The sequence below is a fragment of the Bradyrhizobium sp. ORS 285 genome (assembly GCF_900176205.1).
Taxonomy (GTDB): Bacteria; Pseudomonadota; Alphaproteobacteria; order Rhizobiales; family Xanthobacteraceae; genus Bradyrhizobium.
Window position 1 is genome coordinate 3,305,310 of sequence record NZ_LT859959.1, and the last position, 21,689, is coordinate 3,326,998.

24 protein-coding genes are annotated in these 21,689 nt (G+C 65.0%); 13 read left to right on the forward strand and 11 right to left on the reverse strand.

Annotated features, from left to right (window positions below; genetic code table 11):
* Positions 1-126 precede the first annotated feature (126 nt).
* The 5 genes from yajC to BRAD285_RS14885 all read left to right on the forward strand — a co-directional run bounded on the left by yajC (position 127) and on the right by BRAD285_RS14885 (position 4,516).
* Positions 127-495 carry a preprotein translocase subunit YajC gene (gene yajC / locus BRAD285_RS14865; RefSeq protein WP_006614336.1) on the forward strand — a complete coding sequence of 123 codons (369 nt, stop codon included), beginning with the start codon at positions 127-129 and terminating at the stop codon, positions 493-495.
* 89 nt (positions 496-584) lie between these two features.
* Positions 585-2,186 (forward strand): protein translocase subunit SecD, encoded by a 1,602-nt coding sequence (gene secD / locus BRAD285_RS14870; protein WP_006614335.1) that lies wholly within the window; start codon positions 585-587, stop codon positions 2,184-2,186.
* An 8-nt stretch (positions 2,187-2,194) separates the two neighbouring features.
* Positions 2,195-3,214, forward strand: coding sequence for a protein translocase subunit SecF (secF, locus tag BRAD285_RS14875; RefSeq protein ID WP_006614334.1), 1,020 nt, complete (start codon positions 2,195-2,197; stop codon positions 3,212-3,214).
* Between the two features lie 55 nt (positions 3,215-3,269).
* Complete coding sequence (locus tag BRAD285_RS14880; protein ID WP_006614333.1) at positions 3,270-3,653, forward strand: Mth938-like domain-containing protein; 384 nt, start codon at positions 3,270-3,272, stop codon at positions 3,651-3,653.
* The gene (locus tag BRAD285_RS14885; RefSeq protein ID WP_006614332.1) at positions 3,650-4,516 is read left to right on the forward strand and encodes a phytoene/squalene synthase family protein; all 867 of its coding nucleotides are present in this window, start codon (positions 3,650-3,652) and stop codon (positions 4,514-4,516) included. The genes BRAD285_RS14880 and BRAD285_RS14885 overlap by 4 nt, the downstream gene beginning before the upstream one ends.
* Positions 4,517-4,529: 13 nt before the next feature.
* Here the strand turns inward: BRAD285_RS14885 and BRAD285_RS14890 are convergent, their stop codons facing one another.
* The 5 genes from BRAD285_RS14890 to BRAD285_RS14910 all read right to left on the reverse strand — a co-directional run bounded on the left by BRAD285_RS14890 (position 4,530) and on the right by BRAD285_RS14910 (position 9,275).
* Positions 4,530-5,222, reverse strand: a complete 693-nt coding sequence (locus tag BRAD285_RS14890; RefSeq protein WP_006614331.1) for a TauD/TfdA family dioxygenase — start codon at positions 5,220-5,222, stop codon at positions 4,530-4,532.
* 242 nt (positions 5,223-5,464) lie between these two features.
* Positions 5,465-6,355, reverse strand: a complete 891-nt coding sequence (locus BRAD285_RS14895) for a TauD/TfdA family dioxygenase (RefSeq protein ID WP_006614330.1) — start codon at positions 6,353-6,355, stop codon at positions 5,465-5,467.
* A 69-nt stretch (positions 6,356-6,424) separates the two neighbouring features.
* Positions 6,425-7,525, reverse strand: coding sequence for a serine/threonine protein kinase (locus tag BRAD285_RS14900; protein WP_006614329.1), 1,101 nt, complete (start codon positions 7,523-7,525; stop codon positions 6,425-6,427).
* Between the two features lie 7 nt (positions 7,526-7,532).
* Complete coding sequence (gene trmFO / locus BRAD285_RS14905) at positions 7,533-8,966, reverse strand: methylenetetrahydrofolate--tRNA-(uracil(54)-C(5))-methyltransferase (FADH(2)-oxidizing) TrmFO (protein WP_006614328.1); 1,434 nt, start codon at positions 8,964-8,966, stop codon at positions 7,533-7,535.
* Positions 8,967-9,122: 156 nt separating this feature from the next.
* Positions 9,123-9,275, reverse strand: coding sequence for a DUF1127 domain-containing protein (locus BRAD285_RS14910; RefSeq protein ID WP_006614327.1), 153 nt, complete (start codon positions 9,273-9,275; stop codon positions 9,123-9,125).
* A 486-nt stretch (positions 9,276-9,761) separates the two neighbouring features.
* Here BRAD285_RS14910 and BRAD285_RS14915 point away from each other — a divergent pair, with 486 nt between their 5' ends.
* A complete protein-coding gene (locus tag BRAD285_RS14915; protein WP_006614326.1) occupies positions 9,762-10,028 on the forward strand; it encodes a hypothetical protein in 267 nt (88 codons plus the stop codon).
* 71 nt (positions 10,029-10,099) lie between these two features.
* On the opposite strand, the gene BRAD285_RS14920 is transcribed toward BRAD285_RS14915, so the two are convergent.
* Both BRAD285_RS14920 and BRAD285_RS14925 read right to left on the reverse strand, forming a co-directional pair.
* A complete protein-coding gene (locus BRAD285_RS14920; RefSeq protein WP_006614325.1) occupies positions 10,100-10,921 on the reverse strand; it encodes a lytic transglycosylase domain-containing protein in 822 nt (273 codons plus the stop codon).
* A gap of 204 nt (positions 10,922-11,125) precedes the next feature.
* Positions 11,126-12,037: a DUF2189 domain-containing protein gene (locus BRAD285_RS14925; RefSeq protein WP_006614324.1), complete on the reverse strand. Its 912-nt coding sequence runs from the start codon at positions 12,035-12,037 to the stop codon at positions 11,126-11,128.
* 402 nt (positions 12,038-12,439) lie between these two features.
* Between BRAD285_RS14925 and BRAD285_RS14930 the strand changes: the two genes are divergently transcribed.
* On the forward strand, positions 12,440-12,847 hold the full coding sequence (locus BRAD285_RS14930; RefSeq protein WP_006614323.1) for a DUF3597 domain-containing protein: 408 nt from the start codon (positions 12,440-12,442) through the stop codon (positions 12,845-12,847).
* A 94-nt stretch (positions 12,848-12,941) separates the two neighbouring features.
* Here BRAD285_RS14930 and BRAD285_RS14935 read toward each other — a convergent pair whose 3' ends face one another.
* From BRAD285_RS14935 to BRAD285_RS14945, 3 genes are all read right to left on the reverse strand, one after another.
* Positions 12,942-13,106, reverse strand: a complete 165-nt coding sequence (locus tag BRAD285_RS14935) for a DUF1127 domain-containing protein (protein ID WP_006614322.1) — start codon at positions 13,104-13,106, stop codon at positions 12,942-12,944.
* Positions 13,107-13,221: 115 nt separating this feature from the next.
* Positions 13,222-13,494 (reverse strand): GNAT family N-acetyltransferase, encoded by a 273-nt coding sequence (locus tag BRAD285_RS14940; protein ID WP_006614321.1) that lies wholly within the window; start codon positions 13,492-13,494, stop codon positions 13,222-13,224.
* A gap of 18 nt (positions 13,495-13,512) precedes the next feature.
* Entirely contained in the window at positions 13,513-14,052 is a 540-nt protein-coding gene (locus BRAD285_RS14945) for a DUF3828 domain-containing protein (protein ID WP_006614320.1), read from the reverse strand.
* A gap of 269 nt (positions 14,053-14,321) precedes the next feature.
* Between BRAD285_RS14945 and BRAD285_RS14950 the strand changes: the two genes are divergently transcribed.
* The 6 genes from BRAD285_RS14950 (at position 14,322) to BRAD285_RS14975 (ending at position 20,856) form a co-directional block, all read left to right on the forward strand.
* Positions 14,322-15,917, forward strand: coding sequence for an acyl-CoA synthetase (locus tag BRAD285_RS14950; protein ID WP_006614319.1), 1,596 nt, complete (start codon positions 14,322-14,324; stop codon positions 15,915-15,917).
* 6 nt (positions 15,918-15,923) lie between these two features.
* Positions 15,924-16,781, forward strand: a complete 858-nt coding sequence (locus BRAD285_RS14955; protein ID WP_006614318.1) for a PCC domain-containing protein — start codon at positions 15,924-15,926, stop codon at positions 16,779-16,781.
* Positions 16,782-16,856: 75 nt separating this feature from the next.
* Positions 16,857-17,621: an AAA family ATPase gene (locus tag BRAD285_RS14960; protein ID WP_006614317.1), complete on the forward strand. Its 765-nt coding sequence runs from the start codon at positions 16,857-16,859 to the stop codon at positions 17,619-17,621.
* A gap of 647 nt (positions 17,622-18,268) precedes the next feature.
* Positions 18,269-18,955 carry a UPF0149 family protein gene (locus tag BRAD285_RS14965; RefSeq protein WP_006614315.1) on the forward strand — a complete coding sequence of 229 codons (687 nt, stop codon included), beginning with the start codon at positions 18,269-18,271 and terminating at the stop codon, positions 18,953-18,955.
* A 104-nt stretch (positions 18,956-19,059) separates the two neighbouring features.
* Positions 19,060-19,629: an SRPBCC family protein gene (locus BRAD285_RS14970; protein WP_006614314.1), complete on the forward strand. Its 570-nt coding sequence runs from the start codon at positions 19,060-19,062 to the stop codon at positions 19,627-19,629.
* A 294-nt stretch (positions 19,630-19,923) separates the two neighbouring features.
* Positions 19,924-20,856: a cytochrome D1 domain-containing protein gene (locus tag BRAD285_RS14975; RefSeq protein ID WP_050886722.1), complete on the forward strand. Its 933-nt coding sequence runs from the start codon at positions 19,924-19,926 to the stop codon at positions 20,854-20,856.
* A 1-nt stretch (position 20,857) separates the two neighbouring features.
* On the opposite strand, the gene BRAD285_RS14980 is transcribed toward BRAD285_RS14975, so the two are convergent.
* Positions 20,858-21,496 (reverse strand): HAD-IA family hydrolase, encoded by a 639-nt coding sequence (locus BRAD285_RS14980; protein ID WP_006609359.1) that lies wholly within the window; start codon positions 21,494-21,496, stop codon positions 20,858-20,860.
* Positions 21,497-21,689 lie beyond the last annotated feature (193 nt).

The window sequence follows — 21,689 nt, forward strand, 5'->3', positions numbered from 1 at the left end:
TTGCTATTGGGACCGCTGCCGCTATATTCCGCGCGAAATTCGCAAGAGGCCGGCCCGCGCCAACAGAATGCGTGGTTCGCCGGCTATTCCCGTCTCACCGGGCACTGGCCCACGAGGATCGACCGCATGCTGATTACCCCTGCCTATGCCCAGGCCGCCGGTGCTGGCGATACCAACAGCATGCTGATGTCGCTGCTGCCGTTCGCGCTGATCTTCGTGATCATGTACTTCCTGATCCTGCGGCCGCAGCAGAAGAAGGTCAAAGAGCACGCCGATCTCGTCAAGAACGTCCGCCGCGGCGACACGATCGTCACGCAGGGCGGTCTGGTCGGCAAGGTCACCAAGGTCGTCGATGACGACCAGGTCGAGTTCGAGATCGCTGATGGCGTCCGCGTCCGGCAGATGCGCCAGATGATCACCGGCGTCCGCACCAAGGGCGAGCCTGCGAAGGCGGATGCAAAGGACGACAAGAAGGATGAGAAGGCGGCGAGCTGATCGCGGCCCGGCCGGCGCGTCGGCGGCCTTCGTCTGATCTGATGTTCTGATTTCCCCGGGCCGGCTTTCGGCCCCTACGGACACCTCTCATGTTGTATTTCACGCGGTGGAAGGCGCTGGGCATCATCCTCACGGCGCTCGTGGTGTGCCTGTGCGCGGTGCCCAACTTCTTCCCCGAAGCGACGGTCAAGACCTGGCCGGCCTGGGCGCAGCGTCACATCGTTCTCGGTCTCGACCTGCAGGGCGGCTCGTACCTGCTGCTCGAAGTCGACTCCAACTACGTCAAGAAGGAGCGGCTCGATGCGGTGCGCGACGATGTGCGCCGCACGCTGCGCGATGCCAAGATCGGCTACACCGGATTGGCCAGCAAGGGCGACGGCGTCGAGGTCCGCATCACCAAGGACACCGACGTTCCGACCGCGCTGTCCAAGCTGCGTGATCTCTCCCAGCCGCTCGGCGGCCTCCTGGGCTCCAGTGGCCAGCGCAGCCTCGAGGTCAGCGATGCCGGCAACAGTCTGATCCGGCTGACGATCCCGCAGGCAGCCATCACCGAGCGCGTGCGCCAGACCATCGAGCAGTCGATCCAGATCGTCGAGCGCCGCATCAACGAGCTCGGCACCGTCGAGCCCGTCATTCAGCGCCAGGGCACCGACCGCATCCTGGTGCAGGTGCCGGGCTTGCAGGACCCGACCGAGCTCAAGAACCTGCTCGGCAAGACCGCCAAGATGGAATTCCGCATGGTCGACACCACGGTGTCGCCCGAGCAGGCGCTGCAGGGTCGGGTGCCGCCGGACTCCGAGGTGCTGCAGAGCGCCTCGCCGCCGAACCAGCCTTATGTCGTGAAGAAGCAGGTGCTGGTGTCCGGTGGAGATCTCTCCGACGCGCAGACCGGCTTCGATCAGCGCACCAACGAGCCGATCGTCTCCTTTCGCTTCAACTCGGCCGGCGCCCGCAAATTCGCGCAGGCGACGACCGAGAATGTCGGCCAGCCGTTTGCGATCGTGCTCGACAACAAGGTGATCTCGGCGCCCGTCATTCGCGAGCCGATCACCGGCGGTTCGGGCCAGATCTCGGGCAATTTCACGGTGCAGTCCGCCAATGAGCTCGCAATCCTGCTGCGCGCCGGCGCGCTGCCGGCGCCGCTCACGGTGATCGAGGAGCGCACCGTCGGTCCGGGCCTTGGCGCCGATTCGATCGCCAAGGGCGAGCTCGCCTCCTATGTCGGCTCGATCCTGGTCATCGTGTTCATGCTGGTAACCTACCGGCTGTTCGGCGTGTTCGCCAACATCGCCGTGGTCGTGAACGTCGCGATGATCTTCGGCGTGCTGTCGCTGCTGAACGCAACGCTGACCTTGCCCGGCATCGCCGGCATCGTGCTGACGGTCGGCATCGCGGTCGACTCCAACGTGCTGATCTATGAGCGCATCCGCGAGGAACTGCGCGGCGGCCGCAACGCGATCTCGGCGATCGATGCCGGATTCAAGCGCGCACTGGCGACCATTCTAGACTCCAACATCACCACCTTCATCGCCGCCGCCGTACTGTTCTACATCGGCACGGGCCCTGTGCGCGGTTTCGCCGTGACGCTCGGCATCGGCATCCTCACCACGGTCTTCACCGCCTTCACGCTCACCCGCCTCATCGTGGCGGCATGGGTGCGGTGGAAGCGGCCGCAAAGCGTGCCAATCTAGGAGCTAAAGTGACACACTGGGTTCTCATCGGGCTTGGCATCCTGATCGCGGTGCTGACGGTGGTCAGTGCGCTCGGCCTGCTGCCGTCGCTGCGCATCGTTCCCGACGACACGCATTTCGACTTCACGCAGTTCCGGCGTATCAGCTTCCCGATCTCGGCGGCGCTGTCGATCCTGGCGATCGTGCTGTTCTTCACGCATGGCCTGAATCTCGGGATCGACTTCCGCGGCGGCAGCCTGCTCGAGGTGCGGGCCAAGTCCGGCACCGCCGATATCGCGGGGATGCGCGCGAAGCTGTCCACGCTTGGTCTTGGCGAAGTGCAACTGCAGCAGTTCGGTGGCCCCGAAGGGGTGCTGATCCGCGTCGCGGAGCAGCCCGGCGGGGACATCGCGCAGCAGGAAGCTGCCAACAAGGTCAAGGCCGCGATCGGTGATTCCGTCGAGTATCGCCGCGTCGAGGTCGTCGGTCCGCGCGTGTCCGGCGAGTTCCTGGCCGTCGGCATGCTCGGCCTGATGCTCGCGATCGTCTCGATTCTGATCTACCTCTGGTTCCGCTTCGAGTGGCAGTTCGCGCTCGGCGCCATGATCGCCAACGTCCACGACATCGTGCTGACGATCGGCTTCATGTCGATTAGCCAGGTCGATTTCGACCTCACCAGCATCGCGGCGCTGCTGACCATTCTCGGCTATTCGCTCAACGACACCGTCGTCATCTACGACCGTATCCGCGAGATGCTCAGGCGCTACAAGAAGATGCCGATGCCGCAGCTGCTCAACGAGTCGATCAACTCGACCTTGTCGCGCTCGATCATCACCCACGTCACCGTGACCTTGGCGTTGCTCGCGCTGCTGCTGTTCGGCGGCCCGGCGATCCACAGCTTCACGGCTGTCATGATGTTCGGCGTCGTGCTGGTCGGCACCTACACCTCGATCTTCATCGCGTCTCCTATCCTGATCTATCTCGGCGTGCACGCGATGCGCGCCGAGGCGCAGGATGAGAAGCCGGCTGCGAAGAAGAAAACCCCGTGATTCGAAGGATGCTTGCCTTTGGATCCTATCCAGCGGCAGCAAGTTGATCTCGGACATGGCCACTGCGAACGACACGCCACACTTTCCGCGGTCCGCACCGATCGACGGCTATGGCAAAGGCGGCTTCGCCTTTGCCGACATGTCGCATCGCGGCTCGCTGCTGTGCCTGCCGGATTCGATCTGGGCCTGGGACGTCACCCAGCCGAGCCAGATCGACCGCTATTCCCTGCAGCGCGTGTTCGATGCGGCGAACAAGATCGACACGCTGATCGTCGGCACCGGAAATGAAGTCTGGATTCCGCCGGCGCCGCTGCGCGCGGCGTTGCGCAACGTGTCCGTCGTGCTCGACGCCATGCAGACGGGACCGGCGATCCGCACCTACAACGTCATGATCGGCGAGCGGCGGCGGGTTGCGGCTGCGCTGATCGCAGTGCCATGAGCGAGACGGCCGCCAGTACCAGCGATGCCGCGTTCTGTGCAAGCTTGGTCCGCGAGCTCGATTTCGACCGCTACGCCTCGACGCTGTTCGTGACGCCGGAGATCCGGCGTGCGCTGCTGTCGCTCTATGCGTTCAATGTCGAGGTGAGCCGGATCCGTGATCTCGTCACGCAGCCGCTGCCGGGCGAGGTTCGCCTGCAATGGTGGCGGGACTCATTGACGGGCCTTGAGCATGGCGGCGTCGAAGGCAATCCCGTCGCTGCCGAGCTGCTGCTGACGGTGCAGCGCTTTGCTCTCCCGGTGGATCGGCTGACGCGTCTGGTGGATGAGCATCAGTTCGACCTCTATAACGATCCGATGCCGACCATGGCGGCCCTCGATGCGTATCTCAGTGATACAAGTGGGACACTGTTCGCGCTGGCCGGACGTATCGCGGCCGGGGCCTTCGAGAATATCGACCATCTTGCCCATCACGCCGGCGTCGCGCTCGGCCTGCTGCAGGTGATCGCGTCGCTGCCGCGGGATGCTGCTCACCGACAGCTCTATGTGCCGCTGGATCTCCTCGCGCGCCATGGCGTCGATCAGGAGGAGGTCTTTGCAGCCAAGGCTACGCCAGCCATCCAGGCCATGCTGACCGATCTGCGAGGCCAGGCGTTGCAGCATCTCGATCATACGCTGGAACTGGCGGGCCAGGCGCCGCCGGCCGTGCGGCCGGCTCTGTTGCCGCTTGCGCTCGTCCGTCGTGATCTCGCGCAGGCCGCGCGGCGCGCTCCAGATCCGTTCCAACCGCAGCCCCGCTCGCATCTGGCGACGCTCTGGACGCTGTGGCGGGCGTCCAGAACGGCGAGTTTTCGCGGGCGCTGATGGTTTCGCCGCCTCAGGCGGTCGGCATCGTGTTCCAGAGCGGCGGGCTGTGCAGCAGCCTCGGCATGTCCGATGCCTCGTGGCGGTGGATCGTGCAGCGCGTGTCCCACACGACGAGATCACCGCCGCGGCAGGTATGAGCCCAACTGAATTCGGGCCGTTCAGCAAGCTGCCAGAGATCGTCGAGCAGCACGTCCGATTCGTCCTGCTCGAGGCCGACGACATAGGAATGGCGCCGCTGGCCGAGCGCCAGCATCGAGCGGCCGGTGTCGGCATGCAGGCCGACCAGCGGATGAACGGGACCGGCAACGATGGTGCGGCGGCCGTCATCAGCCATATCGATCGTGCGATGACGAACCTTCAGATGGGCGACGCGGCTGCGCAGCGCCGGCGACAGCGCATCATACGCTGCGTAGAGGCTGCAGAAGGACAGGGTGTCGCCGAGCATCGTGCCATAGGACGTGTAATGGAGATCGGCATGGCCAAAGCGCCGGCTGAACGCGGCGATGTCGCGCTCGGTGAGACGCTGTCCGCGCACCAGCAGCACCTGGTGCTTGAGCAGTGCGCGCATGAAGGAGGCGAACGCCCAGTCGTCGAAGGATCGGAGGTCGACATTGCAGACCTCGGCACCGAGCGCTTTTCCGGTCGGGAGCACCTGGACGAGGCTGCTTTCGGCGTTTCGCGCAACGTTGCTTCTGTGACTCACTTGCGTCGTCTCCCAAGTTTCACCAGCGCTGCCAATCAACCACTGTAATTTGTCGGGGTTGTTTCGGCTCGGAGGCAATTCGCGGAAGGATCGCGGCACGATCTGCCGATTGTCGGCACAGTCTGCCGCTGTGAGTCAGAAGTTGGACGCTTCAAGGCGGCGTGCGACGAAATATCGAGCAAGCTGCAACTCGTTCGCAGGCATTGTGCCGCTCAGGCAGGCGTCACCGTTGTGCGAACGAATCAGCTGGGGCGTTGAGTTCCCTTGATCTGAGTCCGGTGCATGATTCGCCGTGCGTGATCATCGAACGGATCGCGCCGATGCATGGTGCTGCGATTGTCCCAGATGACGAGATCGCCGACCTTCCACACATGCTCCCAGGCGAATTCGGGGCGCGCGACATAGGTCCAGAGTTCGTCGAGCAGCGCTTCAGAGTCGGCGAGCTCGAGTCCCACCAGATACGCGTTGCGCCGGCGGCCGAGATAGAGCATTTGCCGGCCCGACTCGGGATGCGTGCAGACCAGCGGATGGACAGCGCCGGGCGATGTGCGTGGATCATCCGTCGGCGTGACGCCTTGGCGGACGAAGCCGCCACTGTTGTAGGTGCCGTCGTGCTTGATCTTCAGGTCGGCGATGCGGCGCTTCAAATCAGCGGGAAGCGCGTCATAGACAGCGTACATGCTGCAGAACGAGGTGTTGCCGCCGACGGGCGGAATCTCCAGCGCATAGAGCGCGCTCGCGATCGGCGGCGTGTCGAGATATGACATATCCGTGTGCCACACCGCTTCGCCGGCACCGAGACTGCCGATCGCCTCGCCGTTCACCTTCACGTTCGAGACGATGTAGATCTCGGGGAGGCCTTCGACGAAGCGGCGGCCGTTCTCCTGGATCGGCGCGAAGTCCAGTTCGCCGAAGCGGCGGCTGAAGGCGATCAGGTCCTGATCGCTCAGGCTCTGGCCGCGCACCAGCAACACGGAATGGTCGTGGAAGGCGCCGAGCAGGGTCGAGAACGCCTTATCGTCCAAATGCCGGAGATCGACGTTGCGGATCTCGGCACCGAGTTGCGCGCCGGTCGGGATGATCTCGAGCGCTGATGGCAGAGTGGCTGGATGCACGCGGGCTTCAACGTTCATGGCCAATCCTTCCGAGCGATTGTGCGGCCCACGCAGACTAGCGCGGCCAGTCTTCGAAGTCTCGTCTGCTCACGTCGACGGCAGCTTCAGCTCCGCCTCGAAATTGAATCGGTCGCGCAGGTTCTTGCGCGAGTCCAGGATGTCCTTGAGGAAAGCGCGGTCGCTGTCGCTCGTGATCATCGGCTCGACCAGGTCGATCTGGTTCATCGCGACCAGCTGCAACAGCTCGGTCCGCGGCCGGCCGCTGGCGTCCCGCGGAAGGGCGTGCACCACCTGGATGTGCTCCGGCGGCTTCGGGCCCTTGGCGGAGGCCAGCTCGGTTTGCAATTGAGTCTCGAGGGCAGCCTGTTCCGCCTCGACGAAGGCATAGAGACCGACGCCGGTGCGGCGGTCGGCAAAGGCAACGATGGCGGCGTCCCGCACCTCGGGGTTCTTGCGGATCATCTCCATCAGCACCGGCGCGTCATTGACCAGCCGTCGTCCGCCGCCCTCGCGGTCGGTGAAGTTGAAGATGCCGCGGGTGATCGCGCGATAGACCTTCTTGCCGGTCATCAGCCAGATGCGCGCGAACAGCGATTTGCGCGCCAGGATCTTGCGCTCCTTCGGCGTCAGCGCGTCCGGTGCATAGGTGCGCTTGTGCTTGAGGAGGTGGCGCAGATCCTCATAGGCCGCGATCCGGAACAAGCGGCTGCGGGTGGTGAAGCACGCGGCAAGCTGGAAGTCCGTCACGTAGCAATGGCCGCCATGTCCGACCAGCCAGTTCTGCTCCTTGGCGAGGTCGTTGTGCGTGATGCCGGCGCGGTGCAGTCGCCGCATCATCTGCTTGGCGGAGCGGAAATAGGCGATGTTGCCGTGCGGTTTCGCCAGATGCAGCGCCACGCCATTGATGAAGCCGCGCACCAGCGCGCGATCTCCGGCCCACAGCAGGTCCGGGCCGGCGTTGAGGCCCTTGGCCCGCCTCAGCGCCTTGCGTTCCCTGGCGAACAGATGACGCGCCAGCACGAACGACCACCACGGCACCTCGTCGAGCCGGCGCAGCACCGCGTCGACCTCGCCGGTCTCGCTCTTGAAGCGGCCGCGCTCGACGGTCGAGAACACGTCGCGCTTGAGCAGCACGCCCTCGCTCCAGCGTGACGCCAGCAGGGCGGAGTCGGTCTTCGGCAAACTCATCGCAATCTCACGCAGCCGCCGCGACGCGGAGATGCTCGGCGATCCAGCGGTCGAGATCCGCCAGCGCCCGGGCGCTCATCGCCTGCTTCTTGGCCACCGTCTTCTCGTTGCCTTTGAGCCGCGTGCCGTCGGGCTTCTTGGTCGGAGCTACCGCCAGCGGCGGGAACAGGCCGAAATTGACGTTCATCGGCTGGAACGAGCGCGTCGCGCCGTCGATCGTCTCGATGTGCCCGCCGGTGATGTGGCCGAGCAGGGCGCCGAGCGCGGTGGTCGGCGGCGGCGCGGCGAGACTTGCACCGCGTGCCTCGGCAGCGGCGTAGAGGCCAGCGATGAGGCCGATGCTCGCGGACTCCACATAGCCCTCGCAGCCCGTCATCTGGCCAGCGAAGCGCAGCCGCGGCTGCGCGCGCAGGCGCAATTGCTGATCAAGCAGCTTCGGCGAGTTGAGGAAGGTGTTGCGGTGCAGGCCGCCGAGCCGGGCGAACTCCGCGTTTTCCAGGCCGGGAATGGTGCGGAAGATCTGCTGCTGCGGGCCATACTTCAGCTTCGTCTGGAAGCCGACCATGTTGTAGAGCGTGCCGAGCTTGTTGTCCTGGCGCAGCTGCACGATGGCGTAGGCCTTCACGGTCGGATTGTGCGGATTGGTCAGGCCGACCGGCTTCATCGGACCGTGACGCAACGTCTCATGGCCGCGCTCGGCCATGACTTCGATCGGCAGGCAGCCGTCGAAGTAGGGCGTGTTGGTCTCCCACTGCTTGAAGTCGGTCTTCTCGCCGGCGAGCAGCGCCGCCACGAAGGCGTCGTATTGCTCCCGGGTCATCGGGCAGTTGATGTAGTCGGCTCCCGTGCCGCCCGGACCGACCTTGTCATAGCGCGACTGGAACCACGCCTTCGACATATCGATCGTGTCCTTGTGCACGATCGGCGCGATGGCATCGAAGAAGGCGAGCGCGTTCTCATCCGTGAGGCCGCGGATCGCCTCGGCCAGCGGTTGCGAGGTGAGCGGGCCGGTGGCGATGATGACGTTGGTCCATTCGTCGGGCGGCAGGCCGGTGACCTCGCCACGACGCAATTCGACGCGTGGATGGGCCTCCAGGGCGCTAGCCACGGCCGCCGAGAAGCCGTCGCGGTCGACCGCGAGCGCACCACCGGCGGGGACCTGGTTGGCGTCAGCGGCCCGCATGATCAGCGAGCCGAGCCGGCGCATCTCGGCATGCAGCAGGCCCACGGCGTTGTTGGCGGCATCGTCGGAGCGGAAGGAATTCGAGCACACGAGCTCCGCAGGCGTCGCGGTGCGGTGCGCCTCGGTCATGCGGTCCGGCCGCATCTCATGCAGCACCACGTCGATGCCCGCCTCGGCGAGCTGCCAGGCTGCTTCGGAGCCGGCCAAGCCGGCGCCGATAACGTGGACGGTATTTGAAGGTGATTTGGTCCCGGTCATGCGCGGGACAGGTAGCGCTTTTCCGGAGCGCTGCAAATGCGCCAAGTGGGCTTGCGCGAGAGAAACCCGAGGGCTGTGGCCCTTTGCGCAAGGACCCAAAAACGGCAACGCCCGCAGCGAGGCGGGCATGTCCGGTCGATATCGGAAGGTGGCTGATCAGCCGTTGTAGTGACCAGCAGCAACGCGCGGAATGTCCGAACGGTCGAGACCGATGTCGGCGAGCTCGCGATCGCTGAGCTGCGACAGCTCGGCAACGTTGCGCTGATACTCACGGAACGCCTGAACCATGCGGATGAGCGAGAGCAACATGAGAAATCTCCTTTAGTTCGCGATTCAGTTCTTCGTTGGAACCTCATCGTTGAAATGAACATAGAAGAGATTGTTGCGATGCAGAAGCGCTGATGTTGCGATGCAGCTAAACCGCCGGCGCATAGCTTGAGTAACGCTTGGGTAAGAATCGGGCAGGGCCGCCCAGCGGTTGAGCGAATGACGAAAAGCCCCGTAATCATGCGGCTTTCAATCGCTCGTTTGATTTTATTGGTCCCTGAGGCTCGATCCCTGGGAGGTCGCCACACCTGCCAGCGGTGCGTGCCCGTCGCCTGATGTCCCACCTGTGAATGCATGGATGAACGCGGGTGAACAACGGTTCAGTGTTTGTGAGGTAATCCTCTAACGGACGTTCGCGATCACGGCGTGCTCGCAGGGATTTCATTTCGCGAGACTCCGAGCGTGGTGCGACAAAGTGTCGCGGTGATCGGCGATGATGCCGACGCCGTCGCACAGCGAGGAAGAACAATGAACAGCAAACTGTTGGGGGCCGCGCTCGTCACTGCGGCAGTTGTTGCGATTGGACCGGTTCAGGCGGCGAGGATGCACGGCGCCGGCTGCAGCGGGGCCAATCTGGAAAAGACCGAGACGGCGATCGAAGCGATGGCCGATGGCGATGCCCGCTGGGAGGCCCAGAAGGAGATCGCGGCGGCGCAAGACGCGCTGCTGAGCGGCAAGATGGGGGCCTGCAGCATGCATCTGACCAAGGCGATGCATGTCGGGATGATCAAGTAACAGCTGCATCGATCGCACGATCGAAGGACCGGCCGGTCGCCTCCCGCGATCGGCCGTCTCTCTGTCCAATCCTATGGCGCGCGCGCCAGCTGGGTTGCAAAGGTCGCGATCGTTCGCGCATAGACCTCGCTCTTGTTCCACTGCTGGATGACCGCGAAATTGGGGCTGCCGGGCTCCCAATCCTTGCCCTTCTGCCAGCCATAGCCCTTCAGATAGTTGGCGGTGGAAGCGAGCACGTCGGGCGCGCTGCGGATCAGGTCGCGCTTGCCGTTGCCGTCGAAATCGACGGCGTATTTGATCCAGGACGACGGCATGAACTGCGTCTGCCCGATCTCGCCGGCCCAGGCGCCGCGCATCTCGGCCGGCTGCAGATCGCCGCGATCGACGATGCGCAGCGCCTCCAGCAGCTCGCCACGGAACTGCTCCGCGCGGCGGCAGTCATAGGCCAGCGTCGCGAGCGCGCGGATGGTGGGAAACTTGCCGACGTTGACGCCGAAATCGGTCTCGAGCCCCCAGATCGCAACCAGCACCTCGCCGGGCACGCCATAGGCCTGCTCGATCCGCGACAGCACCGATCCGTACTGCTTCATCATGTTCGAGCCACGGGTCAGGCGCGGCGGCACCATGCGGCCCGAGAACTCCTCGAAGGTCTGGCTGAACACCTTCTGGCTCTTGTCGCGGTTGAGCACACTCTGGTCGGGCGTGATGCCGGTGAGCGCGGCGTTGATCGCGTTCTGCGAAATCCCTTTTGTCGTAGCTTCGGTCTTGAACTCACTGAGCCAGGCATCGAAGCTGCCGCTGCCGCATGGAACGGCGGCGCTGGCAGGGGAGCAGAGGGTGAGCAGGGTGGCGAGGCAGGCAAAAGCGGAGGTCGTCAGAACGCGAGCAATCATCGAAACACCTGGACGGCAATGACATCAAATAGGATCGGGGACCTGCTCCATGTCGGGCGTAACCGCGGCAGCAACAAGGCCGTCCGATCACGATGATGTCGGTTTGCGTGAGCTGCCGCCGAGCCTCCAGGCTCCGCTGGTTCGTTTCGCGACACCACCGCCGGCCGGCAGGCCGGCGGCATCAACGCATCCATGGAATCATCCTTACATCTGATCACGCGAACGCCATGGGAAGAGATTGGCCGGGAAATCCGCGGCCGGCTTCGCCGCACGCGGCGCTGGCGGCACGATCCTGGCGGCGTCCGGATGGATCGCGATCGCCTCGCGGTAGAGGTGCCAGGTGGCGTGGCCGAGCACGGGGATGACGACGGCGAGGCCCAGGAACAACGGGATCGTGCCGGCGACCAGCAGCACCGCGACGATGAGGCCCCAGGTGGCGACGGCGACAGGGTTCTTCGCAACTACGCGCAACGAGGTCACAACCGCTTCGAGCGCGCCGGCGTGCCGGTCGAGCATCAGCGGGAAGGAGACGATGCTGAGGCACAGCGCCAGCAGCGCGAACAGGAAGCCGGCGCCGCAGCCGACCGCCATCAGCCACCAACCTTGCGGCGTGGTGAAGACGCGCTGAACGAAATCGCTCACGCCCGACGCGCCGCCATAGCCGAACACCGCGACGTAGATCGCCTGCGCCGTCGCGACCCAGGTGACGAACAGCGCCAGCAGCAGGGTGCCGAGACCGAGCATCGAGCCGAACGAGGGCGAGCGCAGCACCTCGAAGGCATCCCACGCGCTCGCTTCCTCGCCGCGATCGCGGCGACTCGACAGCTCGTAGAGGCCAAGCGCGGCGAACGGGCCGAGCAGGGCAAAACCGGCCGCCAGCGGAAACAGCAGCGGCAGCACCGCATAGCCGAACACGGCGCGCGCCAACACCAGGCCGAGCACGGGATAGATCGCGCACAGCATCACGGCGTGGCTTGGAACAGCCTTGAAATCATCCCAGCCGAGCCGCAGCGCGCGCATGAGGCTCGAGAAGTCGATCGTGCGAATGGTGATCTCGGCCGCGACCTCGTCGGCAGGCCGAACATGTGCGGCGACATTGCTGTGATAGGTGGCCATTATCGTTCGCTCCCTCATGCCTTGTGAGGCGCTTCCCAACCACGCAGGCAGGGCTGCGCTTGTCGTTGGACGGATCGCGAATGGCCAAACGCGACGAACCCTGGGGACGGCCATTCGCGAACGGAAGTGAGAAGCATAATGGGGAACGTGACGCCGCCTACTCACGCCTCGGTGAGGGATGTGAATGTCGCAGTGCATTAGAACGGCCGGAGAGCGCGACGAAGCTGAGCATTCCCTGGACAAAGTCATTCCGCCGTCATTCTGCCTTCGGTAAGCTTCACAACGGTCGCCGTGTTCGGGCTGGCAGGTGACCGCCGCGCGAAGGAGCTGTGACGGGCAGCTCCGCAACGGAACACCGCCGACCGAGTTCTTCATTCGATCTCTATCCATTGGGAGCCACTGATGAGCGTTTTCGGAAAGATCATGGGCGCGATTTTCGGCCATCATGCCGAGGCTGCGCCGGCCGGCGGCAGCACGCCGGCTGCAGGCGGAACCGCGCCCGCAGGTGGCACGGCTGCGGCTCCGGCGGCTGCCCCTGCTGCAGCGCCGCAGAGCGTGGATGTAGCTGACATCGTCGACAAGGCCGCGGCCGCCAAGCACGAGAAGCTGGAGTGGCGCACCTCGATCGTCGACCTGATGAAGGCGCTCGACATCGATTCGAGCCTCGCGGCGCGCAAGGAGCTCGCCAAGGAGCTCGGCTACAGCGGCGACACCAACGACTCCGCCAGCATGAATGTCTGGCTGCACAAGCAGGTGATGAGCAAGCTTGCGGCGAACGGCGGTAAGCTGCCGCCGGAGATCAAGCACTAAAGATCTTGGCTCAGCCGTCCAAAAGCGAAAGGCCCGCCATCGTGCGGGCCTTTGTCGTTTCTGATCTCCTGATAGGCGGCGGCGTGCAAGGATCTCAGGCGCGCACGAGCGCGGCGCGTTCCCAGGCCTGCGCATACATCTGGTCGCGATTGACGCCGATGTCGCGCAGCGTGCGATCGTCGAGCCCCTCGAGGCAGGCGAGCTGGGCGCGGTAGTGCGTGTAGCGCTTGAAAAAGTCGAAAATGGCGGTGATGAACATGAGCCTCTCCCCATCGGTCTGGTTGTCTGTTCGGCGGGGGATTGCTGATCCATCCGGGTAGCCATTACGTTAATCCGGGCGCTCCACTTGTCCTGCTCGGTAGTTCTACGGACCGTCAGGCCATGATGTCACGGTTCTCCGGGTGGTCGCGGAGGTAGTCGGCGACGAAGCTGCAGCCCGCGGCGACCTTGTGACCCTCGGCGCGGATCAGCTCCAGCGCGCCCTTGACCAGCTCCGAGCCGATGCCGCGCCCGCGCAGCGGACGCGGCGTCTCCGTGTGGGTGATGATGACCGCCTGCGGCGTCGCGCGGTAATTGGCAAAGGCGACGTTGCCGTCGATGTCGAGCTCGAAGCGGCTCTCGGCCTTGTTGTCGCGAACGGCGGTCATGGTCGCTCCTCTTGGGCTCTACCTTCGTTTCGGTTTATCGGTCTGCTTGATGAACTCGGCCAGCATGTCGCGGATTGACCACGGCTTGCCGTCGACGGTGCCGCGGATGTCGTCGATCTTCCATTGGCCCTCATCGCGCACGAAGTCGTAACGAATGACGTTGTCGGCCTGTTCCTTGCGCTCTAGCCGATGGCCGGTGATGGTGACGGCGATGGTGGCCTTGTCGGCCTCCTGCTTCTCTGAAACCACCTTGAACGAGGCGACGTCCGGATCCTGCGAATTGGTGATCGGATCGAAATCGACCGCGCCGACCTCGCCCTTGGGCGTACGCGCATCCATCTTGGCCCATTGGGCCGCCAGCGCTTTCGACAAATACTTCGCGCGTGCCGCCTTATCCGCGATGACGAAGTTGCCGCCGTCCTCGCCCTTGCCCTTGGCCACGCGGGTGTAGATCGCGGTCATGATGCCGGCGGGATCGCTGACGGAGGTCTGCGCGTGCAGCGATGGGGTGGCGAGCACGCCGAAAAGGCCGAGAAGCAGGAAGCGACGATCGATCATGGGTGTCCTCAAATCAGATTCGGCGCGCGCTGAAATGGGGAAATGCGCGGCCGGCACGGGTTTGTCGCACGGGCTCCGCATTCGTTCGAACGACCTGACCGCATGGGAGCGATGGGCAAGCCGCGCTTGCGAGGCTGTGGCGGAGCACGATAAACAGGCCGGATGGTAACGGGCGGCTGAGATCGCCCGATGGATCGATCGAGGGGACGCTGCCATATGAATCTGGTCACGGGGCTATTCATCCGCGTTATCAGCACGAGGGCGCGTCGATGACACAGCTGCGCACGTCCCGCCGGGTGATGAATCTCGCGCATATCGTCACCCAGAACGGCCGCCGGCTCGGTGAGCGCATCGGCTTCGTGTGGGGTGAGCGCGCCTGGACCTGGCGCGAGATCGACGCGATGGTGTCGGCGCTGTCGGCCGCGCTGGCCGAGCAGGGCATCGCCAAGGGCGATCGCATCCTCGTGCATTCCAAGAACTGCGAGGAGATGTTCGTCTCGATGTTCGCCGCGTTCCGGCTCGGCGCGGTCTGGGTGCCCACCAATTTCCGCCTGATGCCGGATGAGGTCGCCTATCTCGCCACCGCCTCGGGCGCCAGGGCGTTTCTCTGCCATGGCGATTTTCCCGAGCATGCAGCGGCGGTGACGACAGCAGCGTTCACCTGGCGCATCGGCGAGGGCGGCACTCTCGGCTCGCGCTCCGTTGCCGAGGCGATGAAGGCCCACGCCGGCACTGACGTTCCGAATGCCGCGGTCGAGCACGACGATCCCTGCTGGTTCTTCTTCACCTCGGGCACCACCGGGCGTTCGAAAGCAGCCGTGCTCACCCACGGCCAGATGGCGTTCGTCATCACCAACCATCTCGCCGATCTGACTCCGGGCACGACCGAGAACGACGCCTCGCTTGTCGTGGCACCGCTGTCGCATGGCGCCGGCGTGCATCAGCTGATGCAGAGCGCACGCGGCGCCAAGACGGTGCTGCTGCCGAGCGAGAAGTTCGACATCGCGGAGGCCTTCCGCCTGATCGAGACGCATCGCGTCAGCAATCTCTTCACCGTGCCGACGATCCTGAAGATGATGGTCGAGCATCCCGCCGTCGACCAGTTCGATCATTCCTCGCTGCGCCACGTCATCTATGCCGGCGCGCCGATGTATCGCGAGGACCAGAAGCGCGCGCTGGCGCGGCTCGGCAAGGTCATCGTGCAGTATTTCGGCCTCGGCGAGGTCACCGGCAACATCACGGTGTTGCCGGCTGCGGTCCATGAGGAAGAGGATGGGCCGCAGGCGCGGATCGGCAGCTGCGGCTATGAGCGCACGGGCATGCAGGTCTCGATCCAGAACGATGGGGGACGCGAGCTCAAGCCCGGCGAGACCGGCGAGATCTGCGTCATCGGTCCGGCGGTGTTCGCCGGCTATTACGACAATCCCGAAGCCAACGCGAAGGCGTTCCGCGACGGCTGGTTCCGCACCGGCGATCTCGGCCACATGGACGCGCAGGGGTTTGTCTACATCACCGGCCGCGCGTCCGACATGTACATCTCCGGCGGCTCCAACATCTATCCGCGCGAGGTCGAGGAAAAGATCCTGACACACCCTGATATCGGCGAGGTGGCGGTGCTCGGCGTGCCCGATCCCGTGTGGGGCGAGGTCGGCGTCGCCGTTTGCGTTGCGCGCGAAGGCGCAAAAGCGCCGAGCGAGAGCGACATCGCCGGCTATCTCGCGACCAAGCTGCCGCGCTACAAGATGCCGAAGCGCTTCTTCTTCTGGGACAGCTTGCCGAAGTCCGGCTACGGCAAGATCCCGAAGCGCCTGGTGCGCGACGAGCTCGAGGCGCGCGGGCTGCTCGATCTCACCAAGCAGGGCTGACGCGGAATGCGATCCATCACCCAGCCCGGCACGCCCATTGCGGACCGCATCCAATGGGTGGAGGCGCGCGGCCGCGCGTTCACCTTCACGATGGAGCCGGGCGTGCCGCTGCTCGAAGCGGCGCGTCGCGGCTTTGCGGCGCATGGCTTTGCCGGCGGGGTGCTCGACATCAAGCGCGGCGCGCTCGGGCCGTTCGCCTATGTGATGCCAGCGCTGTCGAAGACGCCTGACCATGCCGCGTTCTACAGCGAGACCTATCGGCCCGCGGGTGTCACGCAGCTGACGACTGCGACGATGACGCTGGGCGCCCGCGACGGCGGGCCGTTCTTTCATTGTCACGCACTCTGGACGGAAGAGGGTGGTCGCGCCGGGGGTGGGCACATCCTGCCCGAGGAGACCGTCGTTGCCGAGCCGTTCGAGGTCGCGGCGTTCGGTCTCGATGGCGCGATCTTCACTGCGGAGCCTGATCCCGAGACGGGGTTCAAGCTGTTCGGCCCGGTGGCGGCAGCGCCGAGTGGTGCCACCACGGACCGCCGCGCCTTCGCGCTGCGGCTGCGGCCGAACCAGGATTTTGCCGGCTGCCTCGAAGCGTTCTGCCAAGCGCAGGGCATCCGCAAAGCCCTGGTCCACGGCGGCGTCGGCTCGACCATCGGAGCGCGGTTTGTTGATGGCTCCGTCGTCGAGCCGTTCGCCACCGAGCTGACGATCACCGCCGGCACCATTGCGCCCGGCACGGATGGTCTCGAAGCTACGCTCGACGTCGCGCTCGTCGACTACACCGGCGCGCTGGCACACGGACGGCTGGTGCGCGGCGACAATCCGGTGCTGATGACCATGGAGCTGGTGCTGGAGGTGGTGGCGTAGCGCGCTGCGGGCGCTGGTCGATTGCGCCGCGATGTGCGACATTGCCGGTCGTGTCATTGAGGTTGTGAAAGCATCATGGCGAGGAAGCAGCGTGAGATCCGGCTGCCCGCACCCTATCTGAAGCGGCTGTGGCTCGATCCGGCCAAGATCGCCGATCGTGATGCGTACCCGTTCTGCCTGCCATTCCTGCTGGACGATTTCGAACTGAATTTTTCTCATGCCATCACCATCATCGTCGGCGAGAACGGCACGGGAAAGTCGACGCTGCTCGAGGGCATCGCGGCGCTCGCCGGCTATGACGAGGCGGGCGGTGGCAAGGGCTACATGCCGGTCAACCACAGTCGGGCGGTGGAACGCATGGGTGGTGCGCTCGCTGACGCATTCCGCGCCAGTTGGTTGCCCAAGGTCACAAGCGGTTGGTTCTTTCGCGCCGAAAGCTTCTTCTCGGTCGCGCGCTATCTCGACGAGGCCGCGCTGGACGTCGGCGGGCCGCCGCCCGACTTCCTGTCGCATTCGCACGGCGAGGGCTTCCTGCGCTTCTTCGAGGAGCGCTGCCGGCGCCAGGGCCTCTACATCTTCGACGAGCCGGAATCGGCGCTGTCGCCGGCCCGGCAGATCGAGTTCTTGAAGCTGATGCGGCGGATGGACGAAGCGGGACACTGCCAGGTGTTGATGGCGACGCATTCGCCGGTGCTGATGGCCTATCCCGGCGCCACGCTGCTGCGGTTGACGAAGTACGGCCTGGAGAAGGTCGCGGTGCAGGACACCGATCATTTCAAGGCGCTGCGCGAGTTCTGCAGAGATCCGGATGGGTTCGTGCAGGGCGTGCTCGCGGAGTGACTTGCGTTGACGAAGAGACATGAATCCTCGTTATCGCGATGCATCCGCACCCGAGCTTTGACTGTCATTCCGCCCTCACCGATGAGAGGGCGCAGGGAAGGCCGGGTGCAGGCCGCACCCATGGCCCGCCTGCAGAAAACAAAGCAGGCGGCAGTCACCACAGGATTGGCCGAGCAACCGGCCTTCCCTGCGCGACGGTTTTAACGGCTTATACGCGCTCTCCTCGGTGCACCGGGCTTTCTGGCCACCGTCATCGCAAGCGCCGCGTCAGCAACGCCCGCGATTTGACCTCAGCGTCGGGAGGTCAGGACCACACGATTTCGCCGTCCGCCCCGCGGCCCGTCGTCTTGCGCAAAAGCGCCGGGCCCGTGACGTCCATCGCATCCCGCCCTCCACGCCCGTGACGACCGCGAAGCGCCCCTCTCGTGAGAGCAGGACGGGGACAGGAAAACCGAAATTCGATAAAGACGAAAGGAGAATATTTTTCGCGGCGGGACTGGACAGCGGTGATCCGATTGATTGTGCGGTGAAATTTAGGTTTTGCGCGCAGCATCGGTTTGGTGTCAAAACGGCCCTCTCACGGCTGCGTCGCGTGGCCGCCGGGCAAATCAGGCCGGGATGTCGGCGCGGCAAGAGCAGGGTTGCAGATGGCGGATCAGACCAACTCTCACGTGGCGCTGGAGCAGGCGCTGCTCGCGCTCGACGACCGGGCGATGGTGCTGGAGGAGCTCGACGGCTTTATCGCCGGTCTGCTGATCCTGCCCGAACAGGTGCCGCCCGGCGAGTGGTTCGCGGTCGCTTTCGGTCTCGGCAAGGGACAGCGCACGGTGTTTGCCAGCATCGATCATGCCAATGCGGTGCTGGACCTGGTGAGGGCCTATCACGACGCCATTGCGCGCACATTGGCGCGCACGCCGGAGCTGTATCAGCCGCGTTTTCCGGTCGATCCCGACACTGGCGATGTGGTGTGGGAGCTGTGGATCGACGGCTTTGCCAGGGCCACGGATCTGCGTCGCCAACGATTCGATGCCTATGAGCTGGTTGGGGGCGAAGTCGCCATCGCCGCGCTGGGCCTGATCACGATGATCGGTGCGACTCTCGACGACGATCCGGATCCCGTCGAATATCGAAATCTCAGTCGCAACGCGCCGAGAAACATCCGCGATGCGGTCCTGACCCTGTATCAATACCGGAACAGCGGGGGGCCATTGCCCGGCACGCCCTCTTTCGAGGACATTCCGAATCCGTTCGCCTCGCTTGCCAAGACCGGCCGCAACGATCTCTGTCCGTGCGGTTCCGGCCGGAAATTCAAGCGCTGTTGCGGCGCGAATTGAGGCGGCCACGACACGGTCTTTTTTGTTGCAACAATCCGCTGCGGTGCAAAGATGCGCTGCCCGTGCCGGATGCGCGGGCCAATGAAAGTGACCGAGGAAACGAGATGAGGATGGTGTTCGGCAAGGCGCTGACCGCGACGGCGGCGCTCGCGATCGCAACGACGGCTCTGACAATTTCGGCCCTGACCACTGCGGATGCGCACGGCCCCACCCGGCGCAAGGTGCAGGAGCATGTCGAGATCAACGCCGCGCCCGCCAAGGTGTGGGCTGTCATGGGCAACTTCCAGGACATGAGCTGGCTCGGCATCGTCGACAAGACCGAGGGCGACAAGGGCAACGAGATCGGCGCGACGCGCAAGCTGACCCTGAAGGGCGGCGCCACCGTCGACGAGGAGCTCTACAAATACGACGCCGAGAAGATGAGCTATTCGTATCGCATCACCGCCGTCGACGTGAAGGTGCTGCCGGTGACGAACTACTCGTCGACCATCGCGGTGACGCCGAGCGCCGACGGCAAGGGCAGCGTGGTCGAATGGACCGGCGCCTTCTACCGCGGCTTCCCCAACAACGACCCGCCGCCGGAGCTCAGCGACGAGGCCGCTGTGAATGCGGTGAGCGGCTTGTACAAGGGCGGGCTCGAAGGCCTGAAGAAGAAGGTGGAGAGCGGGAGCTGACCTGACAGAGTGACAGTGATGAATCACTCGTGTCTCCCAGCAAGCGCTGTGCTCCCTCTCCCCGTTCTTCACGGGGAGAGGGTTGGGGTGAGGGGCGTCCGCACGGGAAGTGTTCGCGACCTGACGTATGATCCCGCGTTCAGATTGCGTCGAACATGCAATCCGGGTGAAGAGGACTCTTCAAACACCGGACTCGCGGAGAGTCCCCCTCACCCCAACCCTCTCCCCGCAAGCGGGGCGAGGGGGCGCACCGTCGATGACGTGCTATCTCGGCTTCATCGGAGAGCACGACGTCTGATCTCTGGCGTTCTCGGAGCTTTTCTATTTGGCACCATCCCGCTCCACGCCGAGGAAGCTTTCGTCACCAACCAGCTCAGCGATGATCTCACCATCGTCGATCTCGCAAGCGCCAAGCCCGTGGCCACGATTCCGATCGGCGGCAAGCCGGCCGGTGTCGCCGTCGCCGCCGACGGCCGCTTCGCCTATGTCGCGAGCCCCGATGACAAGGCGGTCAGCGTCATTGATGCGGTCGCGCGAAAGGTCATAGGCCGCGTCGAGGTCGGCGGTGGGCCGCTCGGGATCGCGGTGGCGCCTGACGGAGTGACGGTCTACGTCGCCGACTGGTACAACGCGGCGATCCGGGTGATCGATGCGAAGACGCTGACAGTCACCGGCAGCATCGCGGTCGGCGCCTCGCCCTCGGGGCTCGCGCTGACGCCCGACGGCAAGCTGCTGCTGTCAGCGGATCGCGACGACGACATGGTCTCGGTGATCGACGCCGCCACGCGGCAGCGGCTCAAGACCATCAAGGTGGGCACCCGGCCGTTCGGCGTCACCATCGACGCCGAGGGCAAGCGCGCCTACACGGCCAATGTCGGCTCCAACGACGTCTCGGTGATCGATCTTGCCGACGGCCGTGAGATCGGCCGCATCAAGACCGGCCTGCGGCCCTATGCCGTGGCGCTGGCACAGGGCAGGGGCTTCGTCACCGATCAGTATGACGGCACGGTGAGCGTGTTCGATATCGCCAGCCTGCAGCCGATCAAGCGCATCACCGTCGGCGACTATCCCGAGGGCATCGAGGCCACGGCCGATGGCCAGCGCATCATCGTCGCCAATTGGGAGAGCAACATGCTCAGCATCATCGACGTCGCGGCGCTGAAGGTGACGGCCGAGATCAAGGTCGGCGACGGCCCGCGCGCGTTCGGCGCGTTTCTGCGCAGGTGAGCTACGAGCTGGCCTTCGCCACCAGCTTCTCGACGATCTCGTCCATCCGCGTGAACACCAGCTCCGGCTGGCGGTCGCGCAGCGCCTTCTCGGCGGCATAGCCCCAGGTCACCGCGCCAAAGGCGATGCCGGCCGCGCGCGCGGCCTCGATGTCGCGGGTTTCGTCGCCGATGGCGATCGCCTCGGCCGGGGCCACGCCAATGCGCTTGACTACGCGCCTGAACTTGCGTGCCTTGCCATACAGCGCGGCCGAGCAGTCGAAGGCGGTGAACAGCGCGGCCGAGGCGCCGAGCTTCTGGCGCGCATTGGCCTCGGTGTCCGATGAGACCAGCGCCAATTGCAGCCCCGCATCGGCCAGCGTGGCCAGCGTCGTCTCGACGCCGCCAAACAGCGGGATGCTGGCGGCCTGCTCAGTCTTGAGACAGCGAATGTGCCGCGCGATCAACGGCAGCTTCCACCTGGCAACGCCGAGATGGTTCAGCACCTCTGCCGTGGAGGAATGACGCAGACGTTCGACATCCTCATCGACCACCGGCCGAAAGCGATAGCGCGCCGCGACCGTATTCACGTTGCGGCGAAACCACGGGAAGCTGTCGGCCAGGGTGCCGTCGAGATCGAAGATGACGAGAGAGTAGGGCATCGGACCTGAGGCGACGAGGGCGGACGTTTGACCGGCGACCATGTGAGAGACCGCGGGCCGCTTCGCACTTAGCAATGGCGGCCTCCCGCGGCAACTGATCAGGCCGACGACACCCGGCGCGCGCTCCGGGCACGGCAACGATCCAGGGTTGAACATGTTGTGATGTGCGCGTCGGGGGGAGATGGCCTAGGGT